The 15,097-nt window shown below is 42.4% G+C and carries 14 protein-coding genes, 1 tRNA gene and 1 pseudogene; 14 read left to right on the top strand and 2 right to left on the bottom strand.

Annotated features, from left to right (window positions below):
- Positions 1-34 precede the first annotated feature (34 nt).
- The 10 genes from thiL to pnp all read left to right on the top strand — a co-directional run bounded on the left by thiL (position 35) and on the right by pnp (position 10,207).
- The gene (thiL, locus tag K6984_RS16190) at positions 35-1,018 is read left to right on the top strand and encodes a thiamine-phosphate kinase (protein WP_221896461.1); all 984 of its coding nucleotides are present in this window, start codon (positions 35-37) and stop codon (positions 1,016-1,018) included.
- Between the two features lie 10 nt (positions 1,019-1,028).
- Entirely contained in the window at positions 1,029-1,520 is a 492-nt protein-coding gene (locus tag K6984_RS16185; protein WP_221896460.1) for a phosphatidylglycerophosphatase A family protein, read from the top strand.
- Positions 1,521-1,571: 51 nt separating this feature from the next.
- A tRNA-Met gene (locus K6984_RS16180) sits at positions 1,572-1,648 on the top strand.
- A gap of 118 nt (positions 1,649-1,766) precedes the next feature.
- Positions 1,767-2,228, top strand: coding sequence for a ribosome maturation factor RimP (gene rimP / locus K6984_RS16175; protein WP_221896459.1), 462 nt, complete (start codon positions 1,767-1,769; stop codon positions 2,226-2,228).
- A 10-nt stretch (positions 2,229-2,238) separates the two neighbouring features.
- A complete protein-coding gene (nusA, locus tag K6984_RS16170) occupies positions 2,239-3,762 on the top strand; it encodes a transcription termination factor NusA (protein WP_221896458.1) in 1,524 nt (507 codons plus the stop codon).
- On the top strand, positions 3,759-6,374 hold the full coding sequence (infB, locus tag K6984_RS16165; RefSeq protein WP_221896457.1) for a translation initiation factor IF-2: 2,616 nt from the start codon (positions 3,759-3,761) through the stop codon (positions 6,372-6,374). Before nusA ends, infB begins: the two co-directional genes overlap by 4 nt.
- The gene (gene rbfA, locus K6984_RS16160; protein WP_221896456.1) at positions 6,374-6,751 is read left to right on the top strand and encodes a 30S ribosome-binding factor RbfA; all 378 of its coding nucleotides are present in this window, start codon (positions 6,374-6,376) and stop codon (positions 6,749-6,751) included. The genes infB and rbfA overlap by 1 nt, the downstream gene beginning before the upstream one ends.
- A gap of 3 nt (positions 6,752-6,754) precedes the next feature.
- Positions 6,755-7,663, top strand: coding sequence for a tRNA pseudouridine(55) synthase TruB (truB, locus tag K6984_RS16155; protein WP_221896455.1), 909 nt, complete (start codon positions 6,755-6,757; stop codon positions 7,661-7,663).
- Positions 7,664-7,745: 82 nt separating this feature from the next.
- Positions 7,746-8,015: a 30S ribosomal protein S15 gene (gene rpsO / locus K6984_RS16150; RefSeq protein ID WP_221896454.1), complete on the top strand. Its 270-nt coding sequence runs from the start codon at positions 7,746-7,748 to the stop codon at positions 8,013-8,015.
- A 107-nt stretch (positions 8,016-8,122) separates the two neighbouring features.
- Positions 8,123-10,207 carry a polyribonucleotide nucleotidyltransferase gene (pnp, locus tag K6984_RS16145; protein ID WP_221896493.1) on the top strand — a complete coding sequence of 695 codons (2,085 nt, stop codon included), beginning with the start codon at positions 8,123-8,125 and terminating at the stop codon, positions 10,205-10,207.
- 152 nt (positions 10,208-10,359) lie between these two features.
- Here the strand turns inward: pnp and K6984_RS16140 are convergent, their stop codons facing one another.
- Positions 10,360-10,557 (bottom strand): hypothetical protein, encoded by a 198-nt coding sequence (locus K6984_RS16140; RefSeq protein ID WP_221896453.1) that lies wholly within the window; start codon positions 10,555-10,557, stop codon positions 10,360-10,362.
- A gap of 14 nt (positions 10,558-10,571) precedes the next feature.
- On the opposite strand from K6984_RS16140, the gene K6984_RS16135 reads away from it, so the two are divergent.
- On the top strand, positions 10,572-10,763 hold the full coding sequence (locus K6984_RS16135; protein WP_221896452.1) for a hypothetical protein: 192 nt from the start codon (positions 10,572-10,574) through the stop codon (positions 10,761-10,763).
- A 43-nt stretch (positions 10,764-10,806) separates the two neighbouring features.
- The gene (locus K6984_RS16130) at positions 10,807-11,442 is read left to right on the top strand and encodes a Uma2 family endonuclease (RefSeq protein ID WP_221896492.1); all 636 of its coding nucleotides are present in this window, start codon (positions 10,807-10,809) and stop codon (positions 11,440-11,442) included.
- A 95-nt stretch (positions 11,443-11,537) separates the two neighbouring features.
- Here the strand turns inward: K6984_RS16130 and K6984_RS16125 are convergent.
- Positions 11,538-12,531: pseudogene (locus tag K6984_RS16125) on the bottom strand (IS30 family transposase).
- 151 nt (positions 12,532-12,682) lie between these two features.
- Between K6984_RS16125 and uvrC the strand changes: the two are divergent.
- Together uvrC and pgsA are read left to right on the top strand one after the other, a co-directional pair.
- Positions 12,683-14,533 (top strand): excinuclease ABC subunit UvrC, encoded by a 1,851-nt coding sequence (gene uvrC, locus K6984_RS16120; RefSeq protein WP_221896451.1) that lies wholly within the window; start codon positions 12,683-12,685, stop codon positions 14,531-14,533.
- Positions 14,526-15,083: a CDP-diacylglycerol--glycerol-3-phosphate 3-phosphatidyltransferase gene (pgsA, locus tag K6984_RS16115; RefSeq protein WP_221896450.1), complete on the top strand. Its 558-nt coding sequence runs from the start codon at positions 14,526-14,528 to the stop codon at positions 15,081-15,083. Before uvrC ends, pgsA begins: the two co-directional genes overlap by 8 nt.
- Positions 15,084-15,097 lie beyond the last annotated feature (14 nt).

Raw genomic sequence — 15,097 nt, 5'->3', positions numbered from 1 at the left:
AGCATCTGTTGAAAAGATAAATTAATAAACTTTAATGTTAAATCAACAAGATAAAAATAGCACAATCGATCGAAACGAAACAGTTGTTGAACTTGCAGAATTTAATTTAATTCAGCAGTTTTTTACCCGTTCTGCACAGCGTAAAGCTACTCGTCTGTCGATTGGTGATGATTGTGCATTATTGGCCATTCCCGAGGGATATGAATTGGCAATTACCACCGATACTATGGTGGAGAATATTCATTTTTTTCCCGATGTGTCGCCGGAAGATTTAGGGCATAAATTGCTTGCGGTTAATTTAAGTGACTTGGCCAGCATGGGGGCAGATCCCGTTGCGATCACCTTGGCGCTCACCATGCCCAATGTTGATTCGGCTTGGCTTAAAGCGTTTGCTGGTGGTATGTTTACTTTGGCTGATCAATATCAACTGGATTTAATTGGTGGCGATACAACGTCAGGTCCCTTGACTTTAAGTATTCAAGCGCTGGGTTTAGTGCCTAAGGATCAGGCATTAAGACGCTCGGCTGCAAAAGTGGGTGATTTGATTTATGTGACAGGATGTTTTGGCGATGCTGGTCTGGGCTTAAAAATCAAACAAGGTTATATAGGGCAGGGCATTCAGCAGGCTATGGAGCGATTTAATCGACCTGAGCCTCGTATTAAAGAAGGTCTGGCTATTCGGTCCCTGGCAAATGCCTGTATTGATATTTCAGATGGTCTGGCTGCCGATCTGGGGCATATTTTGAGTAGCAGTAATGTTGGTGCCAAGCTGGATTATGCGCAAATACCGATGTCGCAGGCTGTAATTACATATATGCAACTAACGGGTGACTGGCGGATGCCATTGACTGCGGGTGAAGATTACGAATTATGTTTTACCATTGTGCCTGAAAATGTCAGCAAGCTAAATGTAGCCTGTACGTGTATAGGTGTTGTGGAAGAGTCTCGGGGTTTGAGATTAATACGCGATGGCAAAACTTCAAATTTTAATATAAGTGGCTTTGAGCACTTTTTATGAGTTATAAATCATGTTTTTGACTAGAGTAGGAAAAAATCAATTAACAGCGCGGGAAATATTAATAGATCCCGTTTTATGTCTGGCCTTTGGCTTTGGGTCGGGGCTTGCAAGAAAAGCACCGGGAACCTTTGGAACTTTAGCGGCTGTGCCCATTTATTTAGTTTTAGTACAGGCAAATAACTGGGTGTATAGCATTGTCGCCGTGTTGTCCTCAATTATAGGCATCTGGATTTGTGGCATTGCAGCAGATAAATTAGGCGAACATGATTTTGGCGGTATAGTCTGGGATGAAATTGCCGGTTTTTTGATAACTATGTGGTTTGTAGTCTTTAGCTGGCAGAATCTAATAGCAGGATTTGTATTGTTTAGAATATTCGATATTTTCAAGCCCTGGCCAATAAGATGGATAGATCAAAAAATATCAGGTGGCTTTGGTATTATGCTGGATGATGTAATTGCAGGGCTGATGGCTGGGCTAGTGCTAGTTTTTTTAAATTTATAATAAATTAAACTTGCTAGAATTAGAATATCTAGTATAATTAAAAAAATCAATCGCGGGGTGGAGCAGCTTGGTAGCTCGTCGGGCTCATAACCCGAAGGTCGTAGGTTCAAATCCTGCCCCCGCTACCAGATTTTTAAGGACCCCTTTTTGGGGTTTTTTTGTTTCTAGGTGAAGGGAAATAGTGATATAGGTTGTATTGAAGGGGCTTTAGCCTCTTTTTTTATGTGTGCAAGAAAGTGAGGCGTAATGAAACAAGCTCCTGAACATTTGCTTAAATTAATTGAACCCGTGGTCGAAGGGCTGGGTTATGAATGCGTAGGGGTTGAGTATAACTCTCATCCGAAACATGGTTTTTTGCGTATTTTTATTGATATTGAGCAGGGCGTTGGGATGGAAGACTGCTCTAAAGTCAGCCATCAGGTAAGCGGGGTGCTGGATGTAGAAGGCCCTATTGCAGGGGAATATAACCTGGAAGTTTCATCGCCGGGCATGGATAGGCCGCTTTTTAAGTTAAAGCAATTTGAGCAGTTTATTGGTCATACTGCACAGGTGAATTTATTTAAGCCTGTCGGCGGTAGACGCAAAATAACAGGGTTGATCGAAAAGGTTGAGGATAATAATGTTTATCTGCAGCAGGATGGTCAGGTTTATAAAGTTCCATTTCAGGCGATGTCGAAAGCAAAGCTTGAGCCAGACTATTCAATTTAAGGAGGATTAGATGGCAGATAAAGATGTTTTGTTGGTTGTAGATGTTTTTTCCAATGAAAAAGATATAGAAAAAGAAATCATATTTCAGGCGATTGAATCTGCACTGGAGAGTGCCACTATTTCGCGTTATGAATTTCCTATTCTGGCGCGCGTTTCGATTGATAGAGAGAGCGGTGCTAATACGACTTACCGACGCTGGCAGGTGGTTGAAAAAAGTGATGAATTTCCTGGTGGTGTAGAATTTCCGACGACACAGATTGCCCTGAAAATTGCGCAATTAGATGATCCGGAAATCGAAGTCGATGATTTTGTCGAAGATGAAATTGAGCCAGCCGAATTTGGACGTATTTCAGCGCAGGCAGCAAAGCAGGTTATTATCCACAAAGTACGGGAAGCTGAACGAAAAAAAGTGGCTGATGCCTATATGGATAAGGTCGGCGAATTACTCACGGGGGTGATTAAGCGTATTGAAAAAGGTAGTGTCTATATGGATTTAGGTGGTAATGCAGATGCTTATATTCCTCGCGAACACATGATTCCAAGAGAAACAGTACGAGTTGGTGACCGTATACGGGGGTATTTAAAAGAGGTGCGTACCGAAGTGCGCGGGCCGCAATTATTTGTTAGCCGTACAGCGCCAGAATTATTATTAGCTTTATTTCGCCTGGAAGTGCCTGAAGTAGGTGAGGGGTTGATTAATGTATTAGGGGCTGCACGAGACCCAGGTTCAAGGGCAAAAGTAGCGGTACGCAGTAACGATTTGCGTATAGATCCAGTTGGCGCTTGCGTAGGTATGCGTGGCTCTAGAGTGCAGACCATTTCCAATGAGCTTAATGGCGAACGGATAGATGTCATTTTATGGAATGAAAATGAAGCTCAGTTTGTGATTAATGCCATGGCACCGGCTGAAATTGAGTCTATCGTCGTTGATGAAGACAAACACACCATGGATGTTGCGGTATCAACCGATAGCTTATCGCAGGCGATAGGGCGTGGTGGACAAAATGTGCGTCTGGCGACTGAATTAACTGGTTGGGAACTTAATGTTCGAGATGCTGATGAAGTTAACAAAGATTCTGAAGAAGTGTTACACAAATTAGTTGATGGATTTAAAGAGCAATTGAATGTCGATCAGGATATTGCAACTGTGCTAGTTGAAGTTGGCTTTAATACAGTTGAGGAAATTGCCTATGTGCCGAGTAGTGAAATGCTGGAGATTGACGGTTTTGATGCAGAGTTAGTGGAAACATTAAGATCTCGTGCAAAAGATATTTTGCTTATCAATGCGATTGCATCTGAAGAGAAAATTGAAACAGCAGAACCTGCAGAGGATTTGCTAGCTATGGAAGGTATGTCGGAAGAGCTGGCATTTGAGTTAGCGAGCAAAGGCATTATAACGATGGACGATTTAGCGGAGCAAGCGGTAGATGATCTGCTTGACTACGAGGGGGTGAATGAAGAAGTGGCTGCTAAATTAATTATGAAAGCGCGCGAACCTTGGTTTGCTAATGAAAACAGCGAGGGCGAAAAATGAGTGATAAAACAGTACAAGAATTAGCTGGCATAGTTGGCATACCTCTGGAGCGCTTATTAGAACAAATGAAAGAAGCGGGTATTGCTGCACATTCTGCGGATGACAAGATTAATGATGACGATAAAATGACACTATTAGGGCATTTGCGAAAACGTCATGGAAAAGATGAGCAAACCGATGCCAGTGTTGCTAAAAAAGTGACCTTAAAGCGCCGTACGGTAACCTCTTTAAAACAGGGCACAGTCTCTGGAAAAGATACCAAAACGATTAATATTCAGGTCAACAAGAAAAAAACCTATATCAAGCGTGAAGATGCTATTTCAGCAGAAGAGCGAGCAGAACTTGAGCGGGTTAAAAAAGATCTGGAAGAGCGAGCAAAAAAGCAGGAAGTTGAAGAACAGTTACATAGGGATAAGACCGCCAGAGAAAAAGCTGGACTGGAAGCAAAGCAAGCTGCAATCAGGAAGAAGGAAGAAGATGCTCGCGCCGAACGGGTGAAAAAAGAAAAGGAAACCGAGGCTGAGCGGCATCAGGCTGAAAAAGCTAAACGTCTGGAAGCATCAGTTGAACGCAATGCTGATAAAGTAAGAAAAATGGCGGCAGCGAAGAAAGCAGCGGCAGAGCGTAAAGCAGGAGGTGGGGGCGGGAGAAAACCCGCGACTAACAGACCTGGCGGTGCGACAAAACCAGGTGCTAAACCAGCAACTGTGCATAGACGGGCTGATAAGCCAGCCGGTGGCGCCAAACCAGCTTATGGTAAAAAAGGTCGCAAAAAAGGAGGCCGTGGTAGACAGGAGCAGCAATTTGTCGATCCTAATGCTAAGCATACTTTTGAAATGCCGACTGAAATTGGGGCTAAAGCTATTAATATTCCAGAAAATATTATTGTTTCTGAGTTAGCTCTGCAAATGAGTGTAAAAGCAGCAGAGGTGATCAAGCATTTAATGAAGCTGGGTATTATGTCGACCATTAATCAGAGTATTGATCAGGAAACGGCAGTCATCCTAGTTGAAGAAATGGGGCATAACCCGGTCATGACGAGTGAAGAAGATCATGAAACCGATATGCTGGCGGAACATACTGAAACGGATGAACGCAATGAATTTCCTAGAGCACCTATCGTGACAATTATGGGGCATGTTGATCACGGGAAAACGTCTTTACTGGATTACATTCGTAAAACCCGTGTCGCGTCAGGTGAAGCAGGTGGGATTACCCAGCATATTGGGGCTTATCAAGTTAAAACAGACCATGGTGCGGTAACTTTCCTTGATACTCCCGGGCATGCCGCTTTTACAGCGATGCGTGCGCGTGGAGCGGATGTGACCGATGTCGTTATTGTGGTTGTTGCTGCGGATGATGGAGTCATGCCGCAAACTAAAGAAGCGGTGGAACATGCACGTGCTGCGGGTGTGCCAATGATTGTTGCGATCAATAAAGTTGATAAAGCAGAAGCTAATCCCGATAAAGTAATGCAGGAACTAGCAGCGATTGAGGTAGTGCCTGAAGAATGGGGCGGCGATGTGCAATTTATCAAAGTTTCTGCCAAAACAGGCGTAGGGGTTAATGAATTAATTGAATCGCTGATTTTACAGGCTGAAATCCTTGAATTAAAAGCGCCTAATGAAGGTAAAGCTTCCGGCCTGGTTATTGAATCTAGACTCGATAAAGGGCGTGGTGCTGTAGCAACGATTATGGTTCAGAAAGGAACGCTGGAACAAGGTCAGATTGTATTATGTGGTCAAGAGTATGGCCGTATTCGAGCCATGTTTAATGAAAATGGCGAGACTGTTAAAATAGCAGGGCCTTCTACTCCGGTAGAAATTCTGGGGCTTTCCGGCACGCCTAACGCAGGTGATGATTTTGTTGTGGTAACTAATGAGCGAGCAGCCAGAGATCTTGCAGAACATAGAGAAGATAAGAGCAAGCTAAGACATAATGCCGCACAAAAATCATCAAAGCTGGAAGAAGTATTTTCTAAAATGGCTGCGGGCGAAACGTCTAATTTAAATATTATTATTAAAACAGATGTGCAAGGTAGTCTGGAAGCTCTGCGTGAATCACTGATTAAACTGTCTACTGACGAAGTATCAGTAAAAATTGTATATGGCGGTGTGGGTGGTATCAATGAAGGAGATGCGAATCTGGCATTAGCTTCAGGTGCAATTTTGATGGGCTTTAATGTCCGTGCCGATGCGACTGCCAGAAAATTGATTCAGGAAAAAGGTATAGACCTGCATTATTATAGTGTGATTTATGATGCTATTGATGAAGTGAAAAAATCACTCAGTGGCATGTTATCACCAGAGATCAAAGAGAAAATCGTCGGTCTGGCAGAAGTTAGAGATGTATTCCGCTCACCAAAATTTGGTTCGATTGCGGGTTGTATGGTGATCGATGGCTTTGTTAAGCGTAATTTACCGATTCGAGTGTTACGTGACAACGTGGTCATTTATGAAGGCCAATTAGAGTCATTACGCCGCTTTAAAGATGATGCCAATGAAGTCAAAATGGGTATGGAATGCGGTATCGGAGTTAAGAGCTATAACGATGTTAAAGTCGGTGATCAGATTGAAGTTTTTGAACGCTTTGAAGTGCAGCGTGAACTCTAATGGCTAGAGAATTTAAGCGTAGTGCGCGCGTTGCCTCGCAAATGCAAAAGGAATTAGCGATCATTTTGCAACAGGGCATTAAAGACCCGCGCATAGGCTTTATTACCGTTAATGAAGTTGAGTTAAGTAAAGACCTGGCGACGGCTAAAGTTTATATTACTGCTTTGGGTGCAGATACTGAGGGGCAGAAAAATAACATAAGCTGGCTGAATGATGCGGCACCTTATATACGCTCGGAAATGGGTAAACGAATGCGGCTTAGAAACGTGCCTTATATCAAGTTTTATTATGATAATTCCTTTGAAAAAGGCATGCGCGTCTCGGAATTATTAGCGGAACCAAAGCCAGTACAAGACACCTCAGAAGGTGAAGATTAACGTATGGCACGACGCAAAAAAGGCCGTGATATTCATGGTATCGTACTGTTAGATAAAAGGCAGGGTATTAGTTCTAATAAAGCACTGCAGGAAGTAAAGCACCTATATAATGCCAATAAAGCAGGGCATACGGGGAGTCTTGATCCCCTGGCAACGGGCTTGTTGCCCATTTGTCTGGGGGAGGCAACCAAGGTTTCTGCTTATATGCTAGAAGATGATAAGCGTTATCAAACAGTTATTCAGTTAGGTGTTATGACCGATACTGGCGATGTTGATGGTAAGGTGCTGGAAGTTAAAGAAGTGCCTGAAATTAGTCAGCAGCAACTTGCAGCGTGCCTTGCGGGGTTTGTTGGAGAGATCGAGCAAGTGCCACCGATGTATTCCGCACTAAAACATAATGGTAAGAAACTTTATGAGTTAGCACGTGAAGGCATTACCGTTGAGCGTAAGGAACGTAAAATTACTATTTATGCCATCGAATGCCTGAATTTTTCAGATGGCTTGCTGACTCTGGATGTACAGTGCTCAAAAGGGACATACATCAGGACTTTAGCTGAAGATATAGGTCATGCCTTTAAGTGCGGCGCAACAGTAAAAGAATTACGCCGTACTGCCGCAGGTATGTTCAAGCTGGATGACGCGCTAACTATAGAGCAATTAAAAGCAATACCGACAGATGATGCGTTACAAGCGATATTACAAGCCGTTGATAAGCCGCTACAGGCAATTCCAGCTGTCAATATTTCCTGCTCTGATATGGATCTAGTTGTACAAGGCCAGCAAATATTAGCACCTGTTCAGGACGTTAGGCAGGGCTTATGTCGTTTATATAACCAGCAGCAATTTTTAGGCTTGGGCGAAATGTTAATGAATGCTAAAATACAGCCTAGAAAATTATTTAAACTGAATTAAATTTTCGTGTTTCTACACCCTATCGTGGAAACATATTAACCAGAGAGCCAAGACTCTTTACACTATAATCATAGGGATTAAAATGCCATTTACAGCAGAACAAAAAAAAGCAGTTGTTGAAGAATACCGTCTATCTGAGACCGACACGGGTTCATCAGAAGTTCAAGTTGCTTTATTAACCGCCCATATCAATCATTTAACACCGCATTTTGCGGCACATAAAAAAGATAATCACTCACGTCGTGGACTCTTGAGAATGGTTAACCAGCGTCGTAAGTTGCTGGATTATCTGAAGAGAACTGACAGCGAGCGTTATAAGTCTTTAATTGCACGTCTAGGCTTACGTAAATAAAAGCTAAAATAATAAAAGCGGTACACTGTACCGCTTTTTTATTGTCTAGTGCTTGGGTCGCACGTTACAAATCCAATTTATAAAACTAAGGAAAAACAATAGTGAATCTGAATCCAGTCAGAAAAGAATTTCAATACGGTGAACAACTCGTCAGTATTGAAACAGGTGAAATTGCACGGCAGACTAGCGGCGCAGTTATGATTGATGTTGAAGGTACATCGCTTTTAGTCTCAGTCGTTGGTAAAAAAGAAGCCTCTAAAGGTGACTTTTTTCCATTAACAGTGAACTATCAGGAAAAAGCGTATGCTGCTGGAAAAATTCCGGGGGGATTTTTTAAACGTGAAGGCCGTCCGACAGAAACAGAAACCTTAACCTGTCGTCTGATTGATAGACCGATTCGTCCTTTATTTCCTAAGGGCTATACTAACGAAGTGCAAATTATCATCACGGTTGTTTCATTAAACCCCGATGTGGATCCGGAAATCCCGGCATTATTAGGAGCGTCTGCTGCGTTAGCCGTATCTGGCCTGCCTTTTAATGGCCCTGTAGGTGCTGCACGCGTTGGCTATATCAATGGTGAGTTCGCTTTAAATCCGAATAAAGAACAACTAGAAGAATCATTATTGAACCTAGTTGTTGCCGGTACTGAACACGCTGTATTGATGGTTGAGTCTGAAGCGGATAACCTAACTGAAGAAATCATGTTGGGTTCGGTTTTATTTGGCCACGAGCAAATGCAGGTTGCGATTCAGGCAATTAATGAATTTGCTGCAGAAGTTAATACGCCTCTGTATGAGTGGGTTGCACCAGTCGCAGATACAGAACTAGAAGCATTAGTAACTGCAGAAGTAGAAGCCTCTATTGCGACTGCTTATCAAATTGCAGAAAAATTAGTACGTCAGGATGCTTTAAGCGAAATTAGAGCCGCAGTGGTTGAAAAATTAACTGCAGATGAGCAATATCAGGAAGCTGATATTCGCGACATTATTGAAGAAATCGGAAAAAGAGTCGTACGTAGCGCAATTTTAAGCGATAGAAAACGTATCGATGGACGTGAATTAGATGTCGTCAGACCCATTGCAGTACGCACCGGTGTGTTATCTCGCACTCACGGTTCGGCATTATTCACGCGTGGTGAAACACAGGCGCTAGTTGTAGCAACATTAGGTACTGAGCGTGATGCGCAAATTATTGATGCACTGGCTGGTGAGTATAAAGAGCCATTTATGCTGCATTATAATTTCCCTCCATACAGTGTTGGGGAAACAGGTTTTGTAGGCTCACCCAAACGTCGTGAAATTGGTCATGGCCGTTTAGCGAAACGTGGAGTTGCGGCTGTTATGCCGGATATGGCTGAATTTCCATATATTATCCGTGTGGTATCAGAAATTACCGAATCAAACGGCTCTAGCTCGATGGCTTCTGTTTGTGGTACTAGTCTGGCACTTATGGATGCAGGGGTTCCTCTGAAAGCACCGGTTGCAGGTATTGCCATGGGCTTGATTAAAGAAGGCGATGATTTTGCCGTGCTGTCTGATATTGTGGGTGATGAAGATCATTTAGGTGATATGGATTTCAAAGTAGCGGGTTCTGAGCAAGGAGTTACTGCTTTACAGATGGATATCAAAATTGATGGAATTACCTCTGAAATTATGAGTACTGCTTTGGAACAAGCTAAAGCAGGGCGCTTGCATATTTTAGGTGAAATGAATAAAGTCTTATCGTCAACTCGTGAAGAGATGTCTGATTTTGCCCCCAGAATTATTACCTTTAAAATTGACCCGAGCAAAATTCGTGAAGTTATTGGTAAAGGTGGAGCTACCATTCGTGGTATTACCGAGCAAACCGGTGCGAATGTTGATCTAAGCGATGATGGCACAATTAACGTATCTTCAGTCGATAAAGCAGCAGGAGAAGCGGCTAAGAAGATCATTGAAGAAATTACCGCTGAAGTTGAAGTGGGTAAAATCTACGAAGGAAAAGTTGCCCGCTTAATGGACTTTGGTGCATTTGTGACCATTCTTCCGGGTAAAGATGGTCTGGTGCATATTTCTCAAATTACTAATGAGCATGTCGATAAAGTCAGTGACAAGCTATCAGAAGGTGATATTGTTAAAGTGAAGGTGCTGGAAATTGACCGTCAAGGTCGTGTAAGATTAAGTATGAAAGAGGTAGAGAAAGAAGCAAACTAAGCGCTTTTTTTGATTATCACTATAAGGAAGGGTCGCAAGGCCCTTTTTTTATGGCTGATTGTGAGAGAAGTGTTTACACTACGTATACTTTGTGAAAGTTAGGGACATATTATGGGATTAGCACTTAAAGACTGAAGTTTCCCAATAATTATTTATGGTAAAATTGAAACTATGCTACAACCGCTGAAAATCATGGAAACGTAGCTTAGCGAAGTGGTGATTTTTAGTCCCTGATAGGCGACAGGGCAATTCGCTGATTCGACGTGTGCTAGCAGCACGCGAGAGGAGCAAGAATTGCATTCCGAATAGGAGATGCTCCAGCCGCCCTGCGTCCGCCACAGACTGAGCACAAAGCAGCTCAGTCATGGCTACCACAAATGGCTCTACGGCTATTCGGGATAAAATTTTAGCCTCCCTCGCGCGCTATCGCGCACTTCGGATTGGCAAATTTCCCTGCGCCTTCTGGAGACTATCAGCCCGTCCGGGGCTGACAGCGTATGAAAAAAATAGTCTTTTCATTCGTTTCAAATGCTATTGCCTAAGGGGAATTAAGTAGGGGTTTGCTATAAACATGGCAAAACCACCTAAAATAAACCTCGATACACCAGCATTGTGTATTTCAGCTACTCAATAATTGGGAAACTTCAGTTAAAGATACTGCCTATCATAATTACACCGATTATCTGCAGTGGACAGATAATAACTATGAACTGATTGATGGCGAGGCTTATTTTATGGCTCCTGCGCCAAATTTAGAGCATCAAGAAGTAGTTGGTGATATTTACTTTCAATTGCGCTTAGCTTTAGCAGGCAAAAAATGTCGCGCCTTTATTGCACCTATCGATGTGCGGCTCGCGCAAGGTCAAGATGACGCTGATGAGCTGGTTGATACGGTGATTCAACCCGATGTGTTAGTGGTCTGTGATGAGAATAAATTAGATCGTCGCGGGGTGCGTGGTGCGCCTGACTGGGTATTGGAAGTACTGTCACCAGCAACCGCAAGTCATGATCAAATCAAAAAACGTGATCTTTACGAGCGTCATGGCGTGCGTGAATACTGGTTAGTTCATCCTACCGATAGGGTTTTGACCATTTATCTACTAGAGGGCAAGGAATTTTCAAAGCCTCGAATAGTTGAATTATCGGGTGAAACTGCGCTTACTGTGCTGGATGATGTGCTGATTCAATGGGATGATTTACTCACGCGATTGCCTTTGGCAGAGGATCTTTACTAGAGTGCCAATCGATAGTATATTTTTGTACCATGAAGAGCAAAAAGGAACTGAAGAATCGCTATATCTATATGTCCTGAGTTTCATGCTACCTGAATTCAAGTCATAAGTACATAACCCAATGAATTTTTCATATCTATCCCAGTCAGCTCTTCAAATACCTCATAAGGTGTTTTGTAATTGAGACACTTTTTAGGGCGACTATTTAGCTTATCAACGGCTATAAAAACCTCTTTTATCGTAACATCAATCAACTCCATTACTTTAGGGAAATACTGTCTTAATAAGCCATTAGCATTCTCATTTTGCCCTCTTTCCCAAGAGCTGTAGGGAGTCGAAAAATACGTATCACAACCTAGTGCTTCTGCTATTTTTTCATGCAGGGTAAACTCTTTCCCGTTATCAAAAGTAATTGTTTTAACAAAGCTTTTTATAGGATCAAGCATTAAAATAGTTGCGTCTAATACATTGTTGAGCCTTTTTCCCCGCTAAAGGGAAGGCCAACCGTAATTTAGAGACTCGCTCATCCAACGTTACAATCGCCCCTTTGTGATTTTTCCCAATGATTGTATCTGCCTCCCAATCACCTATACGCTTACGGTTGTTGACCTCTTCAGGACGCTCATCTATATCGACTCTATTAGGGATTCCTGTCCTATTATGGGCTGACCCATACCGCTTGCGATAGGTTTTGTTCTGATGCCGAAGATGCTTGTATAGTTCACCCCCTGCCTTTTTGTCCGCCAGAATATGCTGGTAGATTGTTTCATGATGAAGACTAATTATACCTTCTTGTTTTAACCGCCCTGCAATCTGCTCAGGACTCCAGTCATCCTCAATGCGAACATTAACAATGCCTTTTATTTCATCCGTTAATTTAACCTCTTTAGGCTTGTTTTTGTGTCGTTCTTGGGCAAAATCTTCTGCTTGTTTATGCCTGTAGCCTCTTTGACCTGTATTGCGTTTAATCTCGCGTGAAATATTGCTTTGGCTTCGTTCTAAGGCTTCTGCTATTTTATTCTGTGAAGTTCCCTTTTTTAATTCAATTTCTATATAATATCTTTCTTCAGGACATAGGTGTGTATAGCTCATTTGTAGCCTCTGTAAATTGTTTGGTAGCTGTTTACTTTACACCTATGTCTTGTCTTAATTCAACAGGTGTTAGTCTAGCCAATACTTGCAGAGGGTTATGCACTTATTATACGAATTCAGGCTAATCAATAATAGTTAATGAGTTATTTACATGACAACAGTTGATGCAGCAAGTGCTGATCAACAGGCATTTGATATAGAAGCCTTTCTAAAAAATCTGACCCGCTTGCCAGGCATTTATAAAATGCTAAATGATAAAGATATTATCGTTTATATAGGCAAAGCCAAGAATTTAAAGAACCGGGTCTCCAGCTATTTTAGAAAAGGCGCGGCATCACCAAAGCAACAGGTGATGGTTGCGAAAATAGCGCGTATAGAAGTGACTGTTACACATACAGAAGCTGATGCCTTGCTATTAGAAAGCCAGCTGATTAAAAAACACAAGCCGCGTTATAACATCTGTTTACGTGACGATAAATTCTACCCTTTTATTTATATTTCTGCTGAGCAGCAATTCCCGCAAATTACCTCACATCGAGGTGCAAAAAAGAAACAAGGTAATTATTATGGCCCATACCCTAGTGCCGGCGCAGTAAGAGAAACCTTAAAGCAATTGCAGAAAATATTCCCCATTCGCCAGTGTGAAGACTCCTATTATAAGAATCGCTCCAGGCCGTGCTTGCAGCATCAAATCGAGCGATGTACAGCGCCGTGCGTAGGTTTGATTAGCCAGGAAAAATATGCCGAAGATGTGAATAATACCCAGTTATTTTTGGCAGGCAAGGGTAGTTTATTAATCGATAAACTAGTGCAGAATATGGATAACCTGGCGGCTGATCTGGCGTTTGAACAGGCGGCGATTATCAGAGATCAGATCAGTCAGTTACGCACGATTTTAGAAAAGAACTATGTGCATGGTGAGCGCGGTGATGTTGATATCGTTGCCTGTGCAACCAGGGCAGGGGTTGCCTGTGTACAGATATTTTTTATCCGTAATGGGCAAAATCTGGGCAATAAAACTTTCTTTCCCAAAATCAGTGATGAATATACTCCCGAAAGTATTTTGCAGGCATTTATTCCGCAATATTATTTAGATAAAAATGTTCCTTATGAATTAATCGTCAGTCATCAGCCAGCAGAGGTGGGGTTGTTAACTGAAGTACTTGCATCACATGCCGGGCATAACGTGGCTATTTCACCCAATGTACGTAGTGATCGTGCTAAATGGCTGCAAATGGCCTGCACAAATGTCGAAAATGCATTGCTTACTAAATTATCTGATAAACAGGGTATTTATGCGCGGTTTTTAAGCTTGCAGGAAGAACTGGGTTGTCAGGAAGTTCCTAGGCGGCTGGAATGTTTTGATATTAGCCATACTCAGGGCGAGTACACAGTGGCTTCCTGCGTGGTTTTTGATCGTGAAGGGCCGGTAAAATCAGCTTATCGGCGCTTTAATATTGCCGGAATTACCCGGGGTGATGACTATGCTGCGATCTATCAGGCGGTTGCCAGGCGCTTTAGACGTCTGGTAAAGGGTGAGCATGAGGCGCCGGATATCTTATTTATTGATGGTGGGAAAGGGCAGGTTAATGAAGCTGAAAAGGCATTAGCGGAATTACAGGTAAATAATGTTATGATAGTCGGTGTTTCTAAAGGTCCTGATAGAAAAGCTGGTATGGAAAAAATGATTTTGCCAGGTCAGCAGCAACCTATCGATGTAACACCTGGTGCCAGTGGTTTATTACTTATCCAGCATATCCGAGATGAGGCACATCGCTTTGCTATTACTGGACATAGAACACGCAGGGGCAAAGCAAAAAAACAGTCTACCTTAGAAACAATAGCAGGATTAGGGCCGAAAAGGCGACAGATTTTATTAAGGCAATTTGGCGGTATGCAGGGAATCTCCCGGTCGGGAGTCGATGCACTATGCAGTGTAGATGGAATTAGCCGGCAATTAGCACAACGAATATACGATACATTCCATCATCAAGATGATTAACTTAAATATTCCCACATTACTAACGCTATCACGTATTGCGTTAATACCCATATTGGCTGTTTTTTTCTATATTCCGTGGGAATATTCAAATATTGCGACCACAGCTATTTTCATAGTTGCTGGTATTACTGATTGGTTAGATGGCTATTTAGCAAGAAAAATGCAGGTGGAAACCCCGTTTGGTGCGTTTTTAGATCCTGTCGCTGACAAGGTTATGGTTGCCTTTGTTTTAGTTTTATTAGTACAGGTAGAGTCGAGTATCTGGATGACCCTGCCTGCTGCAATTATTATTGGTAGAGAGATTACAATTTCATCATTACGCGAGTGGATGGCACAAGTCGGCCAGCACGCGACGGTAAAAGTTTCACAAATAGGAAAATGGAAAACAACAGCGCAAATGATCGCAATAGGTTGCTTGTTGTATAGTGAGGAATTTGTAGGCGTTTCGATGCAATTATTCGGTTTGGGGATGTTGTATATTGCGGCAATTTTAACTCTATGGTCAATGATGAGTTATTTAAAAGTCGCTTATTCCACCATGACCGATTGAACAATAATAGACTG

This window comes from Bathymodiolus japonicus methanotrophic gill symbiont (genome assembly GCF_019721995.1).
Classification (GTDB): Bacteria; Pseudomonadota; Gammaproteobacteria; order Methylococcales; family Methylomonadaceae; genus Methyloprofundus.
This window is presented reverse-complemented; position numbering and strand designations above follow the sequence as displayed.

What these genes read in the sequence shown, in the direction of transcription:
- rimP (WP_221896459.1), top strand. Translation starts at nt 1,767, where the DNA reads ATGAAACAAGCTCCTGAACATTTGCTTAAATTAATTGAACCCGTGGTC.
- pgsA (WP_221896450.1), top strand. Translation starts at nt 14,526, where the DNA reads ATGATTAACTTAAATATTCCCACATTACTAACGCTATCACGTATTGCG.
- K6984_RS16185 (WP_221896460.1), top strand. Translation starts at nt 1,029, where the DNA reads ATGTTTTTGACTAGAGTAGGAAAAAATCAATTAACAGCGCGGGAAATA.
- K6984_RS16135 (WP_221896452.1), top strand. Translation starts at nt 10,572, where the DNA reads ATGGCTACCACAAATGGCTCTACGGCTATTCGGGATAAAATTTTAGCC.
- uvrC (WP_221896451.1), top strand. Translation starts at nt 12,683, where the DNA reads ATGACAACAGTTGATGCAGCAAGTGCTGATCAACAGGCATTTGATATA.
- rbfA (WP_221896456.1), top strand. Translation starts at nt 6,374, where the DNA reads ATGGCTAGAGAATTTAAGCGTAGTGCGCGCGTTGCCTCGCAAATGCAA.
- truB (WP_221896455.1), top strand. Translation starts at nt 6,755, where the DNA reads ATGGCACGACGCAAAAAAGGCCGTGATATTCATGGTATCGTACTGTTA.
- nusA (WP_221896458.1), top strand. Translation starts at nt 2,239, where the DNA reads ATGGCAGATAAAGATGTTTTGTTGGTTGTAGATGTTTTTTCCAATGAA.
- thiL (WP_221896461.1), top strand. Translation starts at nt 35, where the DNA reads ATGTTAAATCAACAAGATAAAAATAGCACAATCGATCGAAACGAAACA.
- rpsO (WP_221896454.1), top strand. Translation starts at nt 7,746, where the DNA reads ATGCCATTTACAGCAGAACAAAAAAAAGCAGTTGTTGAAGAATACCGT.
- infB (WP_221896457.1), top strand. Translation starts at nt 3,759, where the DNA reads ATGAGTGATAAAACAGTACAAGAATTAGCTGGCATAGTTGGCATACCT.